The sequence below is a fragment of the Burkholderia sp. AU15512 genome, assembly GCF_002223325.1.
GTDB lineage: Bacteria > Pseudomonadota > Gammaproteobacteria > Burkholderiales > Burkholderiaceae > Burkholderia.
The window spans coordinates 131700-146010 of record NZ_NKEX01000005.1; the positions used below are offsets into that span (position 1 = coordinate 131700).

Annotated in this window: 14 protein-coding genes; 6 read left to right on the top strand and 8 right to left on the bottom strand. The window is 67.5% G+C overall.

Annotation, left to right across the window (positions count from 1 at the left end):
- Window positions 1–140 precede the first annotated feature (140 nt).
- The 3 genes from CFB43_RS18100 to dapF form a co-directional block, all read right to left on the bottom strand.
- Window positions 141–1163, bottom strand: coding sequence for a LysR family transcriptional regulator (locus CFB43_RS18100; RefSeq protein WP_089495991.1), 1023 nt, complete (start codon window positions 1161–1163; stop codon window positions 141–143).
- Between the two features lie 165 nt (window positions 1164–1328).
- Window positions 1329–2216 carry an RNA polymerase sigma-70 factor gene (locus CFB43_RS18105; RefSeq protein WP_256990041.1) on the bottom strand — a complete coding sequence of 296 codons (888 nt, stop codon included), beginning with the start codon at window positions 2214–2216 and terminating at the stop codon, window positions 1329–1331.
- Complete coding sequence (gene dapF, locus CFB43_RS18110; RefSeq protein ID WP_089495993.1) at window positions 2213–3028, bottom strand: diaminopimelate epimerase; 816 nt, start codon at window positions 3026–3028, stop codon at window positions 2213–2215. The genes CFB43_RS18105 and dapF overlap by 4 nt, the downstream gene beginning before the upstream one ends.
- Before the next feature lie 268 nt (window positions 3029–3296).
- Between dapF and CFB43_RS18115 the strand changes: the two genes are divergently transcribed.
- From CFB43_RS18115 to trhA, 3 genes are all read left to right on the top strand, one after another.
- On the top strand, window positions 3297–5375 hold the full coding sequence (locus CFB43_RS18115; protein WP_089428804.1) for a carbon starvation CstA family protein: 2079 nt from the start codon (window positions 3297–3299) through the stop codon (window positions 5373–5375).
- Between the two features lie 12 nt (window positions 5376–5387).
- Window positions 5388–5594, top strand: a complete 207-nt coding sequence (locus CFB43_RS18120) for a YbdD/YjiX family protein (RefSeq protein WP_011353713.1) — start codon at window positions 5388–5390, stop codon at window positions 5592–5594.
- 181 nt (window positions 5595–5775) lie between these two features.
- Window positions 5776–6396, top strand: coding sequence for a PAQR family membrane homeostasis protein TrhA (trhA, locus tag CFB43_RS18125; protein ID WP_039349524.1), 621 nt, complete (start codon window positions 5776–5778; stop codon window positions 6394–6396).
- A gap of 67 nt (window positions 6397–6463) precedes the next feature.
- On the opposite strand, the gene CFB43_RS18130 is transcribed toward trhA, so the two are convergent.
- The 3 genes from CFB43_RS18130 to CFB43_RS18140 form a co-directional block, all read right to left on the bottom strand.
- Entirely contained in the window at window positions 6464–7873 is a 1410-nt protein-coding gene (locus CFB43_RS18130) for an MFS transporter (protein WP_089495994.1), read from the bottom strand.
- A complete protein-coding gene (locus CFB43_RS18135; protein WP_089495995.1) occupies window positions 7870–8301 on the bottom strand; it encodes a nuclear transport factor 2 family protein in 432 nt (143 codons plus the stop codon). Before CFB43_RS18135 ends, CFB43_RS18130 begins: the two co-directional genes overlap by 4 nt.
- A gap of 117 nt (window positions 8302–8418) precedes the next feature.
- On the bottom strand, window positions 8419–8772 hold the full coding sequence (locus CFB43_RS18140) for a DOPA 4,5-dioxygenase family protein (protein WP_089495996.1): 354 nt from the start codon (window positions 8770–8772) through the stop codon (window positions 8419–8421).
- A 492-nt stretch (window positions 8773–9264) separates the two neighbouring features.
- Between CFB43_RS18140 and CFB43_RS18145 the strand changes: the two genes are divergently transcribed.
- Both CFB43_RS18145 and CFB43_RS18155 read left to right on the top strand, forming a co-directional pair.
- Entirely contained in the window at window positions 9265–9642 is a 378-nt protein-coding gene (locus tag CFB43_RS18145) for a hypothetical protein (protein WP_089495997.1), read from the top strand.
- Window positions 9643–9868: 226 nt separating this feature from the next.
- A complete protein-coding gene (locus CFB43_RS18155; RefSeq protein WP_089495998.1) occupies window positions 9869–10357 on the top strand; it encodes a hypothetical protein in 489 nt (162 codons plus the stop codon).
- Window positions 10358–10588: 231 nt separating this feature from the next.
- On the opposite strand, the gene hpnH is transcribed toward CFB43_RS18155, so the two are convergent.
- Window positions 10589–11749: an adenosyl-hopene transferase HpnH gene (hpnH, locus tag CFB43_RS18160; protein WP_039349540.1), complete on the bottom strand. Its 1161-nt coding sequence runs from the start codon at window positions 11747–11749 to the stop codon at window positions 10589–10591.
- Between the two features lie 12 nt (window positions 11750–11761).
- Window positions 11762–12703, bottom strand: a complete 942-nt coding sequence (gene ispH / locus CFB43_RS18165; RefSeq protein ID WP_089495999.1) for a 4-hydroxy-3-methylbut-2-enyl diphosphate reductase — start codon at window positions 12701–12703, stop codon at window positions 11762–11764.
- 403 nt (window positions 12704–13106) lie between these two features.
- Between ispH and CFB43_RS18175 the strand changes: the two genes are divergently transcribed.
- The gene (locus tag CFB43_RS18175) at window positions 13107–14294 is read left to right on the top strand and encodes a glycosyltransferase (RefSeq protein WP_089496001.1); all 1188 of its coding nucleotides are present in this window, start codon (window positions 13107–13109) and stop codon (window positions 14292–14294) included.
- The last annotated feature ends 17 nt before the right edge of the window (window positions 14295–14311 follow it).

Sequence of the window (14311 nt, forward strand, 5' to 3'; positions counted from 1 at the left end):
TGCATTCGCACGCGTGCGCCGGCACGTTGCCGAATGGCGCGCCGCGATGCCCGCACGCCGTTCGATCAACCCGCATCGTAGGCAGATGCCGCGCGATCCGGTAGAGCCCCACCGGTGCTCACGGTGTTGCTTCGAATGCATCAATCGACCGGCTCCAGCGGCGCCGTCGTCGTGACGGTGGTCATCGTGGTCATCGTCGTGAGGCACTGCAGGTCGCGTGCGCGCGTCTGTTCGATCATGTAGTCGATGAATGCGCGGATGCGCGTCGGCAGGTGCTTGCGGCTCAGGTAACACAGATAGTGTCCGCCGTCGTCCGGCGCGTGCTGGCCGAGGCAGCTCACCAGTTGCCCGTCGGCGAGCAGGTCGCACACCTGGTACGCGGGCAGTTGCGCGATGCCGAGGCCGTCGAGCGCCGCGCGCACGACCAGATCCATGTCGTTGAAGGTGTGATGCGCGGCGAGCTGGTGCTGCTGCGCCAGCCCGTCGACCTTGAATTCCCATTCCGCGGCGCGGCCCGACGCGGTGCGCAGGTTGATGCAGCGATGCTGCGCCAGCTCGTCCACGTGACGCGGCAAGCCGTGCCGGTGCGCGTACGACGGCGACGCGCAGACGATCATCTGCATCGGAATCAACTGGCGCGCGACGATCGCGCTGTCCTCCATGCGGCCGTCGCGAAACGCGACGTCGATGCGGTCGACGGAGAAATCGGCCGGCCGGTCGTTCAGCAGCAGTTCGAGCGTGATGTCCGGATACTGCGCGTGGAAATCGCCCAGCAGCGGCGCGATGATCTTGCGGCCGAAGCCGGGCGTCGAGCCGATCCGCAGGTGTCCGCTCGGCGGGCCGCTGCGCAGCTCGCGCATGTCCTCGAGCGCCTGCGCGAGCTGTTCGATGCCGGGGCGGCAGCTTTCATAGAAGCGTTCGCCTTCGCGCGTCAGCGACATGCTGCGCGTCGTGCGCTGGAACAGGCGCGCGTCGAGCCGGTCCTCGAGCCGCTGCACGTGGCGGCTGACCGACGAGCGGCCGACGCCGAGGCGATCGGCGGCACGGGCGAAGCTGCCTTCGGTGACGACGGCCAGGAAGGTGACCACGCCGGCGTAGCAGGTCGAGAAGCTGCGCGCGAACGGATCGTCGGCGTCAGGGCGGCGGATGGAAGTATCTGGCATGAAGGTGCTGGAATCGTGGTGTCCATACGCGACTAGACGTTTCAGCACAGCGGCCTGTGACACCGTCCTCTATCTTTTTTAAAAAAGGGACGCGGCGACGGGCGGGCAGGATTTTTTCCGGCACGAGCACGAGCTCGAGCTTCGCTGGCGCGCGATGCGCGCACGTCAACCGGCGATGCAGGTTGCCGCGATCCGGGCGAGCTTGTCGGGGTTGCGCTGCACGAGAATCCGGACGATGCGCGTGCCGTCGGTCTCGAACGACATCGCGGCGTCGAGCTGTCCGTCGATGAAGCGCAGCATGGCCCACTGGCCGTTGAGCACGACGGACCGCATCTCGACCCCGCTGCCGTGGCGCAGCCACGTCGCATAGAACAGTTGTGCGACACGCCGGCTGCCGACCATTGGCCTCGGGACGCTCCGGACCTTGCCGCCGCCGTCGCCGATCAGGGTCGCGTCCTCGGCGAGCAGCGCCTGGATCGACGGGAAGTCGCCCTGCGCGAGCGCGTGCGAGAACGTCTGCAGCAACCGGTGGTGCGTTTCGCGCGGCACCGCGTGGCGAGGCGAGCCGTCGTCGCGCAGCCGCGCCTTGGCACGGCTGACGAGTTGCCGGCACGCGGCTTCGGTCTTGCCGATCGCGTCGGCGATCCGGTCGTAGTCGATCTCGAAGATTTCATGCAGCAGGAAGGCGGCGCGCGCCTCCGGCGTCAGCCGTTCGAGCAGCAGCAGGAACGCGACCGACACGTCGTTCGCGCGCTCGATCATTTCCTCGGGCGTGGCCGGTGATGCGTCGAGTTCCGGCTCGGGCAGCCAGATCCCGGTGTATTGCTCGCGCCGGCGCTTCGCGGCGCGCAGGCGGTCGATCGACGTGCGTGTCGTGACGGCGACGAGCCACGCTTCGGTGTTCTCGATCCCGTCGCGTGCCGTGTCGTGCCAGCGCAGCCAGACGTCCTGCACGATGTCCTCGGCGTCCGCGATGGAGCCGAGCATCCGGTACGCGATCTTCTGCAGGCGCGGACGCAGTGCCTGGAACGTGTGTGCGTCGTCGGCCGTCACAGCCACACCCCGCTGAAACCGAACGCGACCGGCCCGCTCAGGAGCACGCTGCCGGCGCCATCCCAGCGCACCGTCACGTCGCCGCCGTCGCATTCGACCCGCACGCTCTCGTCGAGCAGCCCGCGCCGGATGCCGTTGACGACCGCCCCGCACGAACACGATCCCGAACCGAGCGGCACGCCGCCGCCGCGCTCCCAGATGCGCAGGCGAATATGCGTGCGATCGATGACCTGAACGAAATGCACGTTGGTTTTCCGCGGAAACAGCGGGTGCGTTTCGATGGCCGGGCCGAGCGCCGCGACATCGATCGTGCCGAGATCGTCGACGAAGAACGTGCAGTGCGGATTGCCCATGTTGCACGCGGCCGGCGCGCCGGGCAGCGGCAGCGCGAGGGGGTCGAGTGCCTCGGCGAGCGGCACGTCCCGCCAGCCGGTGAGCGGCCGGCCCATCTCGACGGTGATCAGGCCGTTCGCCTCCGTCGAGCACACGAGATACCCGCGGGGCGTCCGCAGCACGAGCGACGACAGGCCGGTTTCCTGCATCAGTTGCCACGCGACGCCGCGCGTCGCGCTGCCGCAGGTGTCGAGCGGCGTGCCGTCCGCGTTCCAGAACGCGACGCGGGCCGCCGCGTCGTCGCAGTCCGACACGACAGCGAGCTGGTTGAAGCCGATGCCGAAACGCCGGTCGCCCATGCGCCGCACCAGATCCGGGGCGATGGGGTGCGCTTGATTCTGGTCCTGATCCTGACCGCGCAGGTCGACGATGGCGAAGTCATCGCCATTCGCGTTCATCTTCTGAAATCCGAGCGGCATGACAGTTCCGGAAGGGGGCAGGCGAACACTGTACGTGGCTCGCCGTTCGCGATCAATCGCCGCACGATGCCGTGCCCGCGCCGCGCATCTACGTAATTCTACGTAGCTCCGCATACGTAGTTATCCGCTTGTAAGCCGCCCCGGTCGCGCGGAATACTACGGCCCATCGCCGCGACCTCTGCGAGGCTGCGGCACGACGCATCGACGTCACGCGGGTTCGGCCCCTCGCCGCATCCACTCAAAAACACATTGGAGACCAGGAGACGCCATGAATCGGGCTTCCAGTACCCTGCTCTGGATCGCGGTCGCGCTGCTCGGCGCGTTCGCGTTCGGCACGATCGCACTCGCACACGGCGAGCGCGTCAGTGCCCTCTGGATCGTGATCGCCGCAGTCTGCGTGTATCTGATCGCGTATCGCTTCTACAGCCGTTTCATCGCCAGCAAGGTCATGCAGCTCGACGGGCTGCGGATGACGCCGGCCGTCAAGTACAACGACGGCCTCGACTACGTGCCGACCAACAAGTACGTGCTGTTCGGCCATCACTTCGCCGCGATCGCCGGCGCCGGCCCGCTCGTCGGGCCCGTGCTCGCCGCGCAGATGGGCTACACGCCCGGCATGCTGTGGATCCTGGCCGGCGTCGTGTTCGCCGGCGCGGTGCAGGACTTCATCGTGCTGTTCATCTCGACGCGCCGCGACGGCCGCTCGCTCGGCGATCTCGTCAAGATGGAGCTCGGCACGGTGCCCGGCGTGATCGCGCTGTTCGGCGCGTTCCTGATCATGGTGATCATCCTTGCGGTGCTCGCGCTGATCGTCGTGAAGGCGCTGACCAATTCGCCGTGGGGCACGTTCACCGTCGCCGCGACGATCCCGATCGCGCTGTTCATGGGCGTCTACACGCGCTACATCCGTCCGGGCCGCATCGGCGAAGTGTCGATCATCGGCTTCGTGCTGCTGATGGCATCGATTGCGTTCGGCCAGCACGTGCACGATTCGCCGACGCTCGCCGCGTGGTTCACGTTCACGGGCACGCAGCTCACGTGGATCCTGATCGGCTACGGCTTCGTCGCGTCGGTGCTGCCGGTGTGGCTGCTGCTCGCGCCGCGCGACTACCTGTCGACGTTCCTGAAGATCGGCACGATCCTCGGCCTCGCGATCGGCATCCTGGTCGTCGCGCCGGAACTGAAGATGCCCGCGCTGACGAAGTTCGTCGACGGCACGGGCCCCGTGTGGTCGGGCAACCTGTTCCCGTTCCTGTTCATCACGATCGCGTGCGGTGCCGTGTCGGGCTTCCACGCGCTGATCTCGTCGGGCACGACGCCGAAGCTGATCGACAACGAAACCAACGCGCGCTTCATCGGTTATGGCGCGATGCTGATGGAATCGTTCGTCGCGATCATGGCGCTGGTCGCTGCCTGCGTGATCGAACCGGGCATCTACTTCGCGATGAACGCACCGGCCGCCGTGCTCGGCTCGACGCCGGAAGCGGTGGCCAACACGGTCACGCAATGGGGCTTCGTGCTGACGCCCGACATGCTGACGCAGACCGCGAAGGCCGTCGGCGAAACGACGATCATCGCGCGCGCGGGCGGCGCGCCGACGCTGGCCGTCGGCATGGCGCACATCCTGCACCAGGTGATCGGCGGCGAAGCGATGATGGCGTTCTGGTATCACTTCGCGATCCTGTTCGAGGCGCTGTTCATCCTGACGGCCGTCGATGCCGGCACGCGCGCGGGCCGCTTCATGCTGCAGGACCTGCTCGGCACGTTCCACCCGGCGCTCAAGCGCACCGAGTCGCTGCCCGCGAACCTGGTCGCCACCGCGCTGTGCGTGGCCGCGTGGGGCTACTTCCTGTACCAGGGCGTGGTCGATCCGCTCGGCGGCATCAACACGCTGTGGCCGCTGTTCGGCATCTCGAACCAGATGCTCGCCGCGATCGCGCTGGTGCTCGGCACCGTCGTGCTGTTCAAGATGAAGCGCGAGCGCTATGCGTGGGTGACGATCGTGCCGACCGTGTGGCTGCTGATCTGCACGCTGACCGCCGGCTGGCAGAAGATCTTCGACGCGAACCCGAAGGTCAGCTTCCTCGCGCACGCCGCGAAGCTGCAGGCCGCGGTGGACGAAGGCAAGGTGCTCGCGCCGGCGAAGTCGATCGCGCAGATGAAGCGGATCATCTTCAACGACTACATCGATGCGGCGCTGGCCGGGCTGTTCATCTTCGTCGTCGTGGCGATCGCGGTGTACGGCGTGATCGCCGTGCTGCGCGCGCGCCGCGAGTCGAAGCCGACGGTGCGCGAGACGCCGTACGAAGCGATGCCGGCCGCGCAGGCGCTCGGCAGCGGACGTTAAGGGGAGGCCGCGATGTTCAGCGATCTTGGCAGCGACCTGCGCAGCGCGGGGCGTTACCTCGGGCAGGCGTTGCGGCTGATGGTCGGCCTGCCCGACTACGACACCTACGTCGCGCACATGCGCGCGACCCATCCGGACCGCGAGCCGATGACGTATGAGGAATTCTTCCGCGAGCGTCAGAACGCGCGGTACGGGTCGGGCGCGGGGAAGTGCTGCTGAACCGGGCTGCCTAGGCGGTTCGGTCATCGAAAGGGAAGCGCCGCGATGCATGTCGCGGCGCTTTTTTCTTTGGCGGGCCGGCGGCGCGCTTCGCCGTTTGCCTGAACGCAGCACGGCAAATTCCGCCGGCCGGTATCATAGGGTTTCCTCTTTTCCCGATGGACCCGCAGGAGAACACGTCGTGCATGTCGGTGAGCGTTTCAACAGCATTTCCCATCTCGTCGGCGCGGTGCTGTCGGTGGTCGGCCTCGTGGCGCTCGTGACGATGGGCGCGCTCGAAGGCGATCCATACAAGGTGGTGAGCTTCAGCGTGTATGGCGCGATGCTGATCCTGCTCTATGCGATCTCGACGCTGTACCACAGCGTGCGCAATCCGCGCCTGAAAGCGATCCTGCAGAAGTGCGACCACTCGGCGATCTACCTGCTGATCGCCGGCAGCTATACGCCGTTCACGCTGGTCACGCTGCGCGGCCCGTGGGGCTGGTCGCTGTTCGGCGTGAGCTGGGGGCTGGCCGTGTTCGGGATCGTGCAGGAGCTGACGCTCGGGCGGCGCACGCGCCTGCTGTCGATGATCCTGTACGTGGCGATGGGCTGGCTCGCGCTCGTCGCGGTGCGTCCGCTGATCCATGCGCTGCCGCCGGTCGGCACCGCGTGGCTCGTGGCCGGCGGCCTGATCTACAGCGCGGGGATCTACTTCTTCATCAACGATGAACGCATCCGCCACGGGCACGGCATCTGGCATCTGTTCGTGCTGGCCGGGAGCCTGTGCCAGTTCGTCAGTGTCGCGATGTATGTCGCGTGAGCGACGGGCGGCGTTGACGCAATGACGGCGCGCCGTGCCGCCGCGCGCGCACCTGCCGGAGCATGCGTTAGCGACGCGTGACGGTTTGTAGCGGCGTGGCCGGTTCGCCAGGTACCCGTGTCGGCCGCGCCGTGACCCACCATGTCGCGGCGGCGAGCGCGGACATTCCGGTCGCGATGCCGAGCGCCGCCCGCATCGCCGCCGGAAACGGCTGCAACGTCGCGATGCACGCACCGAAAATCGCCACCCCGAGCGCCGATCCGCTCTGGCGCGCCGCGTTCAGCGCGGCCGCCGCCACGCCGGCGCGGCGCCGGTCGACCGTCCCGAGCGCCGGCGACGTCGCGGCCGGCGAGATGAATCCCGATGCAAAGCCGATCGCGAGCATCGGCACGACGGCGAGCCATGCGGGTGTCGTCGCGCCGATGCCCGTCATGCCGAGCGCGCCGGCCGCATAGAGCCCAAACGCCGCGCACATCGTGCCGCGCGCGCCGAAGCGCGCAACCAGCCTGCCCGAACCCAGCCCGCCGAGCGCGACCATCGCGGTCATCGGCAGGAACGCGAGCCCCGTGTCGAGCGGGCTCGCGCCGCGGACCTGCCGATAGAACAGGCTGAGCACGAACAGCAGGCCGTAGAACACGAACGCCGACGCCATCGACACGAACGTCGATCCGGCGAACAGCCGGTTGCGGAAGAACGCGAGCGGCAGCATCGGTTCGCGGCGCCGCGCTTCGATCGCGATGAACGCGCTCCACGCGACGACGCTCGTTACCGCGCCGCCGATGATCGGCGCCGAGCGCCAGCCGAGCGACGGGCCTTCGATCAACGTGCCGATCAGGGCCGCGATCGCGACGATGGCCGCGGCCTGGCCGCCCCAGTCGAAATGCCGCGAGGCGTCGACGACGGCGGCGCGCACGACCGAGCGGCCGAGCCAGATGCCGGCCAGCCCGAGCGGCAGGTTCACGAAGAAGAGGCTGCGCCACCCGAACAGATGGATCAGCAGGCCGCCGATCAGCGGGCCCGACGCCATCGCGATGCCGCCGCAACCCATCCACAGGCTGATCGCCGACGCGCGCGCGGCCGGTTCGGGGAAGGCGCGGTTGAGCAACGCGAGCGAGCAGGGCACCAGCATCGCGCTGCCGACGCCTTGCAACGCGCGGGCGATCGCGAGCGCCGGGAGGGTCGGCGCGACGCCGCACAGCGCCGACGCACCGACGAAGACCGCGAGCCCGGCGATATAGACGTCGCGATCGCCGAGCCGGTCGCCGAGCGTGCCGCCCGTCATCAGCAGGCTCGCGAACGCGAGCGTGTACGCGTTCACGATCCACTGCAGGCCGGCCACGCGGCTGCCGAACGTATGGGCGATGTCGGTGAGCGCGACGTTGACGATGGATGCGTCGAGCAGCACGAGCGTGTAGCTCACGCAGGTCGCGGCGAGCATGCGGCAGGCCGCGGCGCGATTCGGCACGGCGGCCGTCATGCGCGCTCCGGCGCCGGCGTGGCGGCGCGCAGCGCGAGAAAGCCGACCCATCCCCAGTACACGCGATGATGCGCGATCAGCCCGTCGCGCAGCTCCATCACCTCGACGAGATCGACCTGGTCGCCGTCCGGCGTGGCGCGCGGATATTCCCACGTGAGGTGGCGGCCGTTCGAGAAGAACAACCCGGTGCGGTACCAGCGCCCGAGCTTGTTGCCCGGATTGCGCAGGCCCGCTTCGAAGAACGCGCCGATCGCGGCCTTGCCGTGCAGCACGCCGGCGCCATGATCGGGCAGCGTGACGACGATCAGCGGCGTTTCGAGTACGGCGTCGTCGGCATACAGCGCCATCAGCGCATCGACGTTGCGCGCGACGACGGCCGCGTGCCAGCCTTCATAAATGTGCCGGGCATCGGCGTGGGCGTGTGACATGGCGGGTTCCGGAAGCATCGATAACGGAACCCACTGTAGGGGCGCGCCGCCGCGGGACGTTTCACGTCGACCCGAAACATGGATGTCGCCGCGGCGCAGGCGGCCGCGTGCCGGCTGTTATCCGGCCAGCGCGTCGAGATTCAGCTGATACGACTTCCCGATCCACACCGCGCAATCGCGATGGTCGCGCAGTTCGTCGTTCGTATTCGGATGCAGGAAGATGTCGAGCGCGCCGTGGTTCAGCACGAGCCACGGCACGATCTCGTCGAAGCGCGCGGCGTCGAATGCGATCTGGTACGACCAGGCCGGGTGCGGGCCGACGAGGCGTTCGTGAAAGCGGCCGAGTTCGATGACCGCGCCGAACCGTTCGTCGACGAGCTGGCGAAACGCCCAGGCCGCGTCGCGGCTGGCCGCATCGAAATAGACGTGTGCGTGCCAACTGTGGATGGTGGTGGTGTCGAGGGCTGCCATGGAAGGACTCGATGAGAATGGGAATGCATGAGGTGCCGTGCGAAACGGCCGATGCGTGATTATCGCGCGTCATTGCCGTGCGCGTCGTGTCTCGATCCGGCAATCCGGACGCGATGACTTGTCCTGAATCACGAGAAACGTTCGATTAGATGGGCCCAGCGATTGGGGTATCCGCACGCGCGATATCACGCCGGAAGCCTTGTCGGCGGGTGCGCCGGTGGTGATCGCATCGGCAACATGTCATTTCCGAAATTGAAAAAGCGCGGCGTGCGCTGCTTCGGATCGTCTGAACAAACGCGATCAGGGCGTTGAATGAAATAAAGAAATGCCTGTTTGGCGGGATTCGCGCATGACGCGATTTGCGCACCGGGTGTCGACACCGAAAATATCAATTGCAGAATCGGCTATTCATACGGAATGCAGCGCGTCATACGATGGTTTCAACGCATCGTCGAACACGATCGATGCGGGGACAACCACCTGGAGGCCACTATGCGATCCCTCGTTCCCGTTGCGGTACTTTCCTGCGCACTCGCTGCGCTGCCCGCCGTCAGTTTCGCTCAGTCCGCCGTCATCGACGGCGCATCGAATGCGTCGCTGTCGAGCTGGTCGGCGGCGCGTGCCGAAACCGACGCGCAACTGATGCAGATGACGCGCGCCGGTTATCGCGCGACGTCGGCCGGCAACCAGAACTATCCGCTCGCGATGCAGCGTGCGCTCGAACGTATTCACAACCCGGTGCCGGACCGGTCGCGCGAAGCGCGTGCCGCGATGGAGGCGCGCGCCGCGCGCGACGTGCAGGGCGGCCATCCGGTCAAGGCGTTCTTCGTGAAGACCGCGTACTACCTGAAGGGCGAGAACACGTTCTGATGCAGGAGACGAGCATGCCTTGCACGATCCGATTTGCCGGCGGCGGCGTGCGCGCGTCGGCGCCGCGCCGGCCGCCGGACGCACGAGCGACGCAACGGCGCGACGATGGGCACGACGCGCGGCGTCGTGCGAAGCATCCGCGCGATGCGCGCCGCGACGCCGTTGGGTGCCGCATCGCATGGCCGGCTTTCGACGCGAGCGATGCGCCTGCCGACGGGAGCCCATCATGAAGGGCGCCCGGAAGAACCGTCGCCACGTGCCGCTGACCCGCGAGTGGCTGCTGCCGCTGCCGCCCGTGCATGCGCGCGACATCTCGCTGAAATGCCACATGGCGCTCGTCGCGCTGCGTAGCGGGCATGGCAGCGAGGCGCTGCTGATGCGCTTGCGCACGAGCGTCTACCTGGTGTTCCTGGCGCTCGACGATGCGGTGTTTGCAGATGCGGACATCGACCTGTGCGTCGACGCGGAGCGTGCGCTCGATACGGGCGTGGCGCGCGCGGCGCAAAGCGGCGCATGGACGCTGCGCGACGACGAATGCGCGGTACTCGAGCAGGTGCTCGCGGCGCACGACACGTGCGTCACGACGCTCAAGCGGCATCGGCTGGCCGAGCTGTGGGAGCACGTCTGCGCGTTTGCATCGAGCGGCCAGCCGGCGCTCGTCGCGGGCGCGGCGCAGAAGATGCGCCTGCATGCGGCCGAATCGCTGGCCGCGTAGCGTCGCACCGGTTTCGCAGGGAGGATGGAGGAGACAGGGCCGGCCGCACCGGCGCAGCCCACACAGTCGCGCTGATTCAGCGCAGGCGTGGCTGTCGCGGCAATCGATACGGTGACGGCGAAACGCGAGGCAAAACCGCGGCCCAAAACAAAAGCGCCACGGAGCGGACTCCGTGGCGCTTCATCTTTTCCCGCCGGCGCGGAGGCGTGGCCTCCGCGTGGCGAAACGCGCTTAAGCTGCGGCTGCCGGCTTCGCCGCCTTTTGCAGCTTGCCCTTGCCGGCGCGCTGGATTTCCTCGAGCTTGATCTCGACGTGACGCGAGAACACGTACTCGGCCGGGCGCTGCTTGTCGATCGGAATGTCCGGAGCGAACGGGCCGTCGGTCTTGATGCCCTTGCGGCTCACGGCGAACGCCTTCAGCGGATGGGCCATCGTGTCCATCACGGCGGTCGCTTCGAAGCCGCAGTGGACCATGCAGTCCGCGCACTTCTCGTAGTTGCCGACGCCGTAGTTGTCCCAGTTCGTGTCTTCCATCAGTTCCTTGAAGGTCTTCACGTAACCTTCGCCGACCAGGTAGCACGGCTTTTGCCAGCCGAACACCGTACGCGCCGGGTTGCCCCACGGCGTGCACTTGTACGTCTGGTTGCCGGCCAGGAAGTCGAGGAACAGCGACGACTGGCTGAACGACCAGCGCTTGCCGCCTTCGCCGCGCTTCAGGATTTCGCGGAACAGGTTCTTCGTCTTGTCGCGGTTCAGGAAGTGCTGCTGATCCGGCGCGCGCTCGTACGCGTAGCCCGGCGACACGGTGATGCCGTCGACGCCGATCGGCTTCAGCGTATCGAAGAACTTCGCGACGCGCTCGGGGATCGCATCGTTGAACAGCGTGCAGTTGATGTTCACGCGGAAGCCGCGGCGCTTCGCTTCCTTGATGGCCGCGACCGCCTTGTCGTACACGCCTTCCTGCGACACCGAGTGGTCGTGCATCTGCGCGTCACCGTCGAGGTGGACCGACCAGACGAAGTACGGGCTCGGCTGGTAATCGTCCATCTTCTTTTCCATCAGCAGCGCGTTCGTGCAGAGGTAGACGAACTTCTTGCGCTTCATGATGCCGCGGACGATTTCCGGCATTTCCTTGTGCAGCAGCGGCTCGCCGCCCGCGATCGACACGATCGGCGCGCCGCACTCGTCGACCGCTTCCAGGCATTCCTGGACGGACAGACGCTGGTTCAGGATGGGGTCCGGGTAATCGATCTTGCCGCAGCCGTTGCACGCGAGGTTGCAGCGGAACAGCGGCTCGAGCATCAGCGCGAGCGGATAGCGTTTGTTGCCGGACAGGTGTTGGCGCGTGATGTACGCGCCGACGCGGACTTGCTGGAGCAGCGGAATAGACAAGAGATGTCCTCCTTAAACTTCGCGGGCGACAGCTTGCGTGAGCTTCGCCGGCAGCTTGAATTCGACTTTTTCCTCACGGCCCGCCATCGTCGTGACGTCGACGGGACCCAGCGCGCGCAACGCGCCGATGACATCTTCGACCATCTCCTCGGGCGCGGACGCCCCGGCGGTCAGGCCCACGGTTTTCGCATTCGCGAACCATTCGGCCTTGACTTCCGAACCGTCGGCGACGAGATAGCTCGGCACACCGCTTTCGGTGCCGATCTCGCGCAGGCGGTTCGAGTTCGAGCTGTTCGTCGCACCGACGACCAGCAGCACGTCAACCTGTTCGCTCAGCTCGCGCACGGCGGCCTGGCGATTTTGCGTCGCGTAGCAGATGTCGCGCGTGTCCGGGCCGACGAGGTCGGTGAACCGGCGCTGCAGCGCTTCGATGATGCCGCGCGTATCGTCGACCGACAGCGTGGTCTGCGTAATGTACGCGACCGGCGTGTCGACGGGCAGCGTCAGCGTAGCGACTTCGGCTTCGCTCTGCACGAGGATCACCTCGGCCGGAATCTGGCCGATCGTCCCCTCGACTTCCGGGTGGCCCGCATGGCCGATCAGGATCAGCCGGCGGCCCGCCGCGACATACTGGCGGCCTTGCACGTGCACTTTCGTGACGAGCGGGCAGGTGGCGTCGAGTACGTCGAGCCCGCGCGTTTCCGCGTCGCGCTCGACCGTCTGGGCGACACCGTGCGCGCTGAAGATCGCGACAGCGCCGTGGGGCACCTCGTCGAGTTCCTCAACGAATCGGGCCCCTTTATTACGCAGATTTTCGACGACATGCCGGTTATGCACGATCTCATGACGCACATAGACCGGCGCACCGTGCTGTTGCAGCGCGCGATCGACGATCTCGATCGCACGGACAACCCCCGCACAAAAGCCGCGGGGCTGGGCAAGGATGACTCGCATAAGTGAGCGAACTCCGACGACAGACGCCGGGGTTCGAGGCGCTTGGCACGCGCTTGCTCGCCCCGGCTTGATGTTATGAAGGCAGGAACGAACCGGCCGGCCAGGCCCCGGAACCCCGAATTAATCGCGCATTTTAACTCTATCGGGAAGTCCTTGCTCTGGTGCTGTGTCCGGCGTGTTGCATTTGCGGGAGAACCGCGTCGGCGCTGGCGCGCGCGGAACCCAGTAAACTACGCGGTTTCGCGGGCAGCCGCTCCGGCTGCCTGGCGTCGCGCTCATTTCAAGGCCATTCGATGACCGTCGATTCTTACGCGTATTGCCCGTCCGCCGGTGCGGTTTCGGGTTTTTTGTTCCCGACCCCTATTTATTTTGCCGATGCCGGCGCCCGACAGGAGGCGCGCCGATGATGCTGGTTCTTGCATTCCTGGTGTCCGGCGTGTCGCTGATGATCTGGATCGTGCTGCTCGTCGCGCGCGGCGGCTTCTGGCGCGCGGTGCCCGCGCGGCCGCTGCCGCCCGAGGCGCGCGGCGCGGCGGCCGAGGCCGGCTGGCCGGCCGTCGTCGCGGTCGTGCCGGCGCGCAACGAGGCCGACGTGATCGCCCGGGCGGCGACTTCGCTGCTCGAGCAGGATTACCTGGGCGACTTTCATCTGATCATTGTCGATGACCACAGCGACGACGGCACCGCCGACGCGGCCCGCGCGGCCGCGCTCGCGATCAACCGCGCCGACCGGCTGACGGTGCTGGCCGCGAAGCCGCTGCCGGCCGGCTGGTCGGGCAAGGTGTGGGCGCAGTCGCAGGGGATCGCCGCGGTGCAGACGCTCGGCCTGCCGGCCGACTACCTGCTGCTGACGGATGCCGACATCGGCCATCCGCCCGACGCCGTCGCGCAGCTCGTCACGCGCGCGCAGGCCGAGAACCGCGATCTCGTGTCGCTGATGGTGCGGCTGCGCTGCGATTCGTTCTGGGAAAAGGCGCTGATCCCGGCGTTCGTGTTCTTCTTCGCGAAGCTCTACCCGTTCTCATGGATCAACAACCCGCGCAACCGGACGGCCGGCGCCGCGGGCGGCTGCATGCTCGTCAAGCGCACGGCGCTCGAGGAAGCGGGCGGCATCGAGTCGATTCGCGGCGCGCTGATCGACGACTGCAGCCTTGCCGCGCAGATCAAGCATCGCGGCGAAGGCCGCCATCCGATCCGGCTCGACCTGGCCGACCGCAGCGTGTCGCTGCGCCCGTACGACAGCTGGCGCGACATCTGGAACATGATCGCGCGCACCGCGTTCACGCAGCTGCACTACTCGCCGCTGCTGCTGGCCGGCACGCTGCTCGGGATGACGATCATCTATCTCGTGCCGCCCGCCGCGGCGCTCGCGTACGGTGCGCGCGCGTGGCCGGCGTGGCTCGCGTGGGCGTCGATGTGCGCCGCGTATGCGCCGATGCTGCGCTACTACCGGCGCTCGCCGCTGTGGGCGCCGGCGTTGCCGCTCGTCGCGCTGTTCTACGTCGGCGCGACGTTCGCGTCCGCGTGGCGCTACTGGCGCGGCAAGGGCGGCCAGTGGAAGGCGCGCGTGCAGGCGCCGGTGGATCGCTGAGTCTTGCCCGGGAGGCG

What these genes read in the sequence shown, in the direction of transcription:
- CFB43_RS18100 (WP_089495991.1), bottom strand. Translation starts at nt 1,163, where the DNA reads ATGCCAGATACTTCCATCCGCCGCCCTGACGCCGACGATCCGTTCGCG.
- dapF (WP_089495993.1), bottom strand. Translation starts at nt 3,028, where the DNA reads ATGCCGCTCGGATTTCAGAAGATGAACGCGAATGGCGATGACTTCGCC.
- CFB43_RS18115 (WP_089428804.1), top strand. Translation starts at nt 3,297, where the DNA reads ATGAATCGGGCTTCCAGTACCCTGCTCTGGATCGCGGTCGCGCTGCTC.
- CFB43_RS18120 (WP_011353713.1), top strand. Translation starts at nt 5,388, where the DNA reads ATGTTCAGCGATCTTGGCAGCGACCTGCGCAGCGCGGGGCGTTACCTC.
- CFB43_RS18130 (WP_089495994.1), bottom strand. Translation starts at nt 7,873, where the DNA reads ATGACGGCCGCCGTGCCGAATCGCGCCGCGGCCTGCCGCATGCTCGCC.
- CFB43_RS18135 (WP_089495995.1), bottom strand. Translation starts at nt 8,301, where the DNA reads ATGTCACACGCCCACGCCGATGCCCGGCACATTTATGAAGGCTGGCAC.
- CFB43_RS18140 (WP_089495996.1), bottom strand. Translation starts at nt 8,772, where the DNA reads ATGGCAGCCCTCGACACCACCACCATCCACAGTTGGCACGCACACGTC.
- CFB43_RS18145 (WP_089495997.1), top strand. Translation starts at nt 9,265, where the DNA reads ATGCGATCCCTCGTTCCCGTTGCGGTACTTTCCTGCGCACTCGCTGCG.
- CFB43_RS18155 (WP_089495998.1), top strand. Translation starts at nt 9,869, where the DNA reads ATGAAGGGCGCCCGGAAGAACCGTCGCCACGTGCCGCTGACCCGCGAG.
- ispH (WP_089495999.1), bottom strand. Translation starts at nt 12,703, where the DNA reads ATGCGAGTCATCCTTGCCCAGCCCCGCGGCTTTTGTGCGGGGGTTGTC.
- CFB43_RS18175 (WP_089496001.1), top strand. Translation starts at nt 13,107, where the DNA reads ATGATGCTGGTTCTTGCATTCCTGGTGTCCGGCGTGTCGCTGATGATC.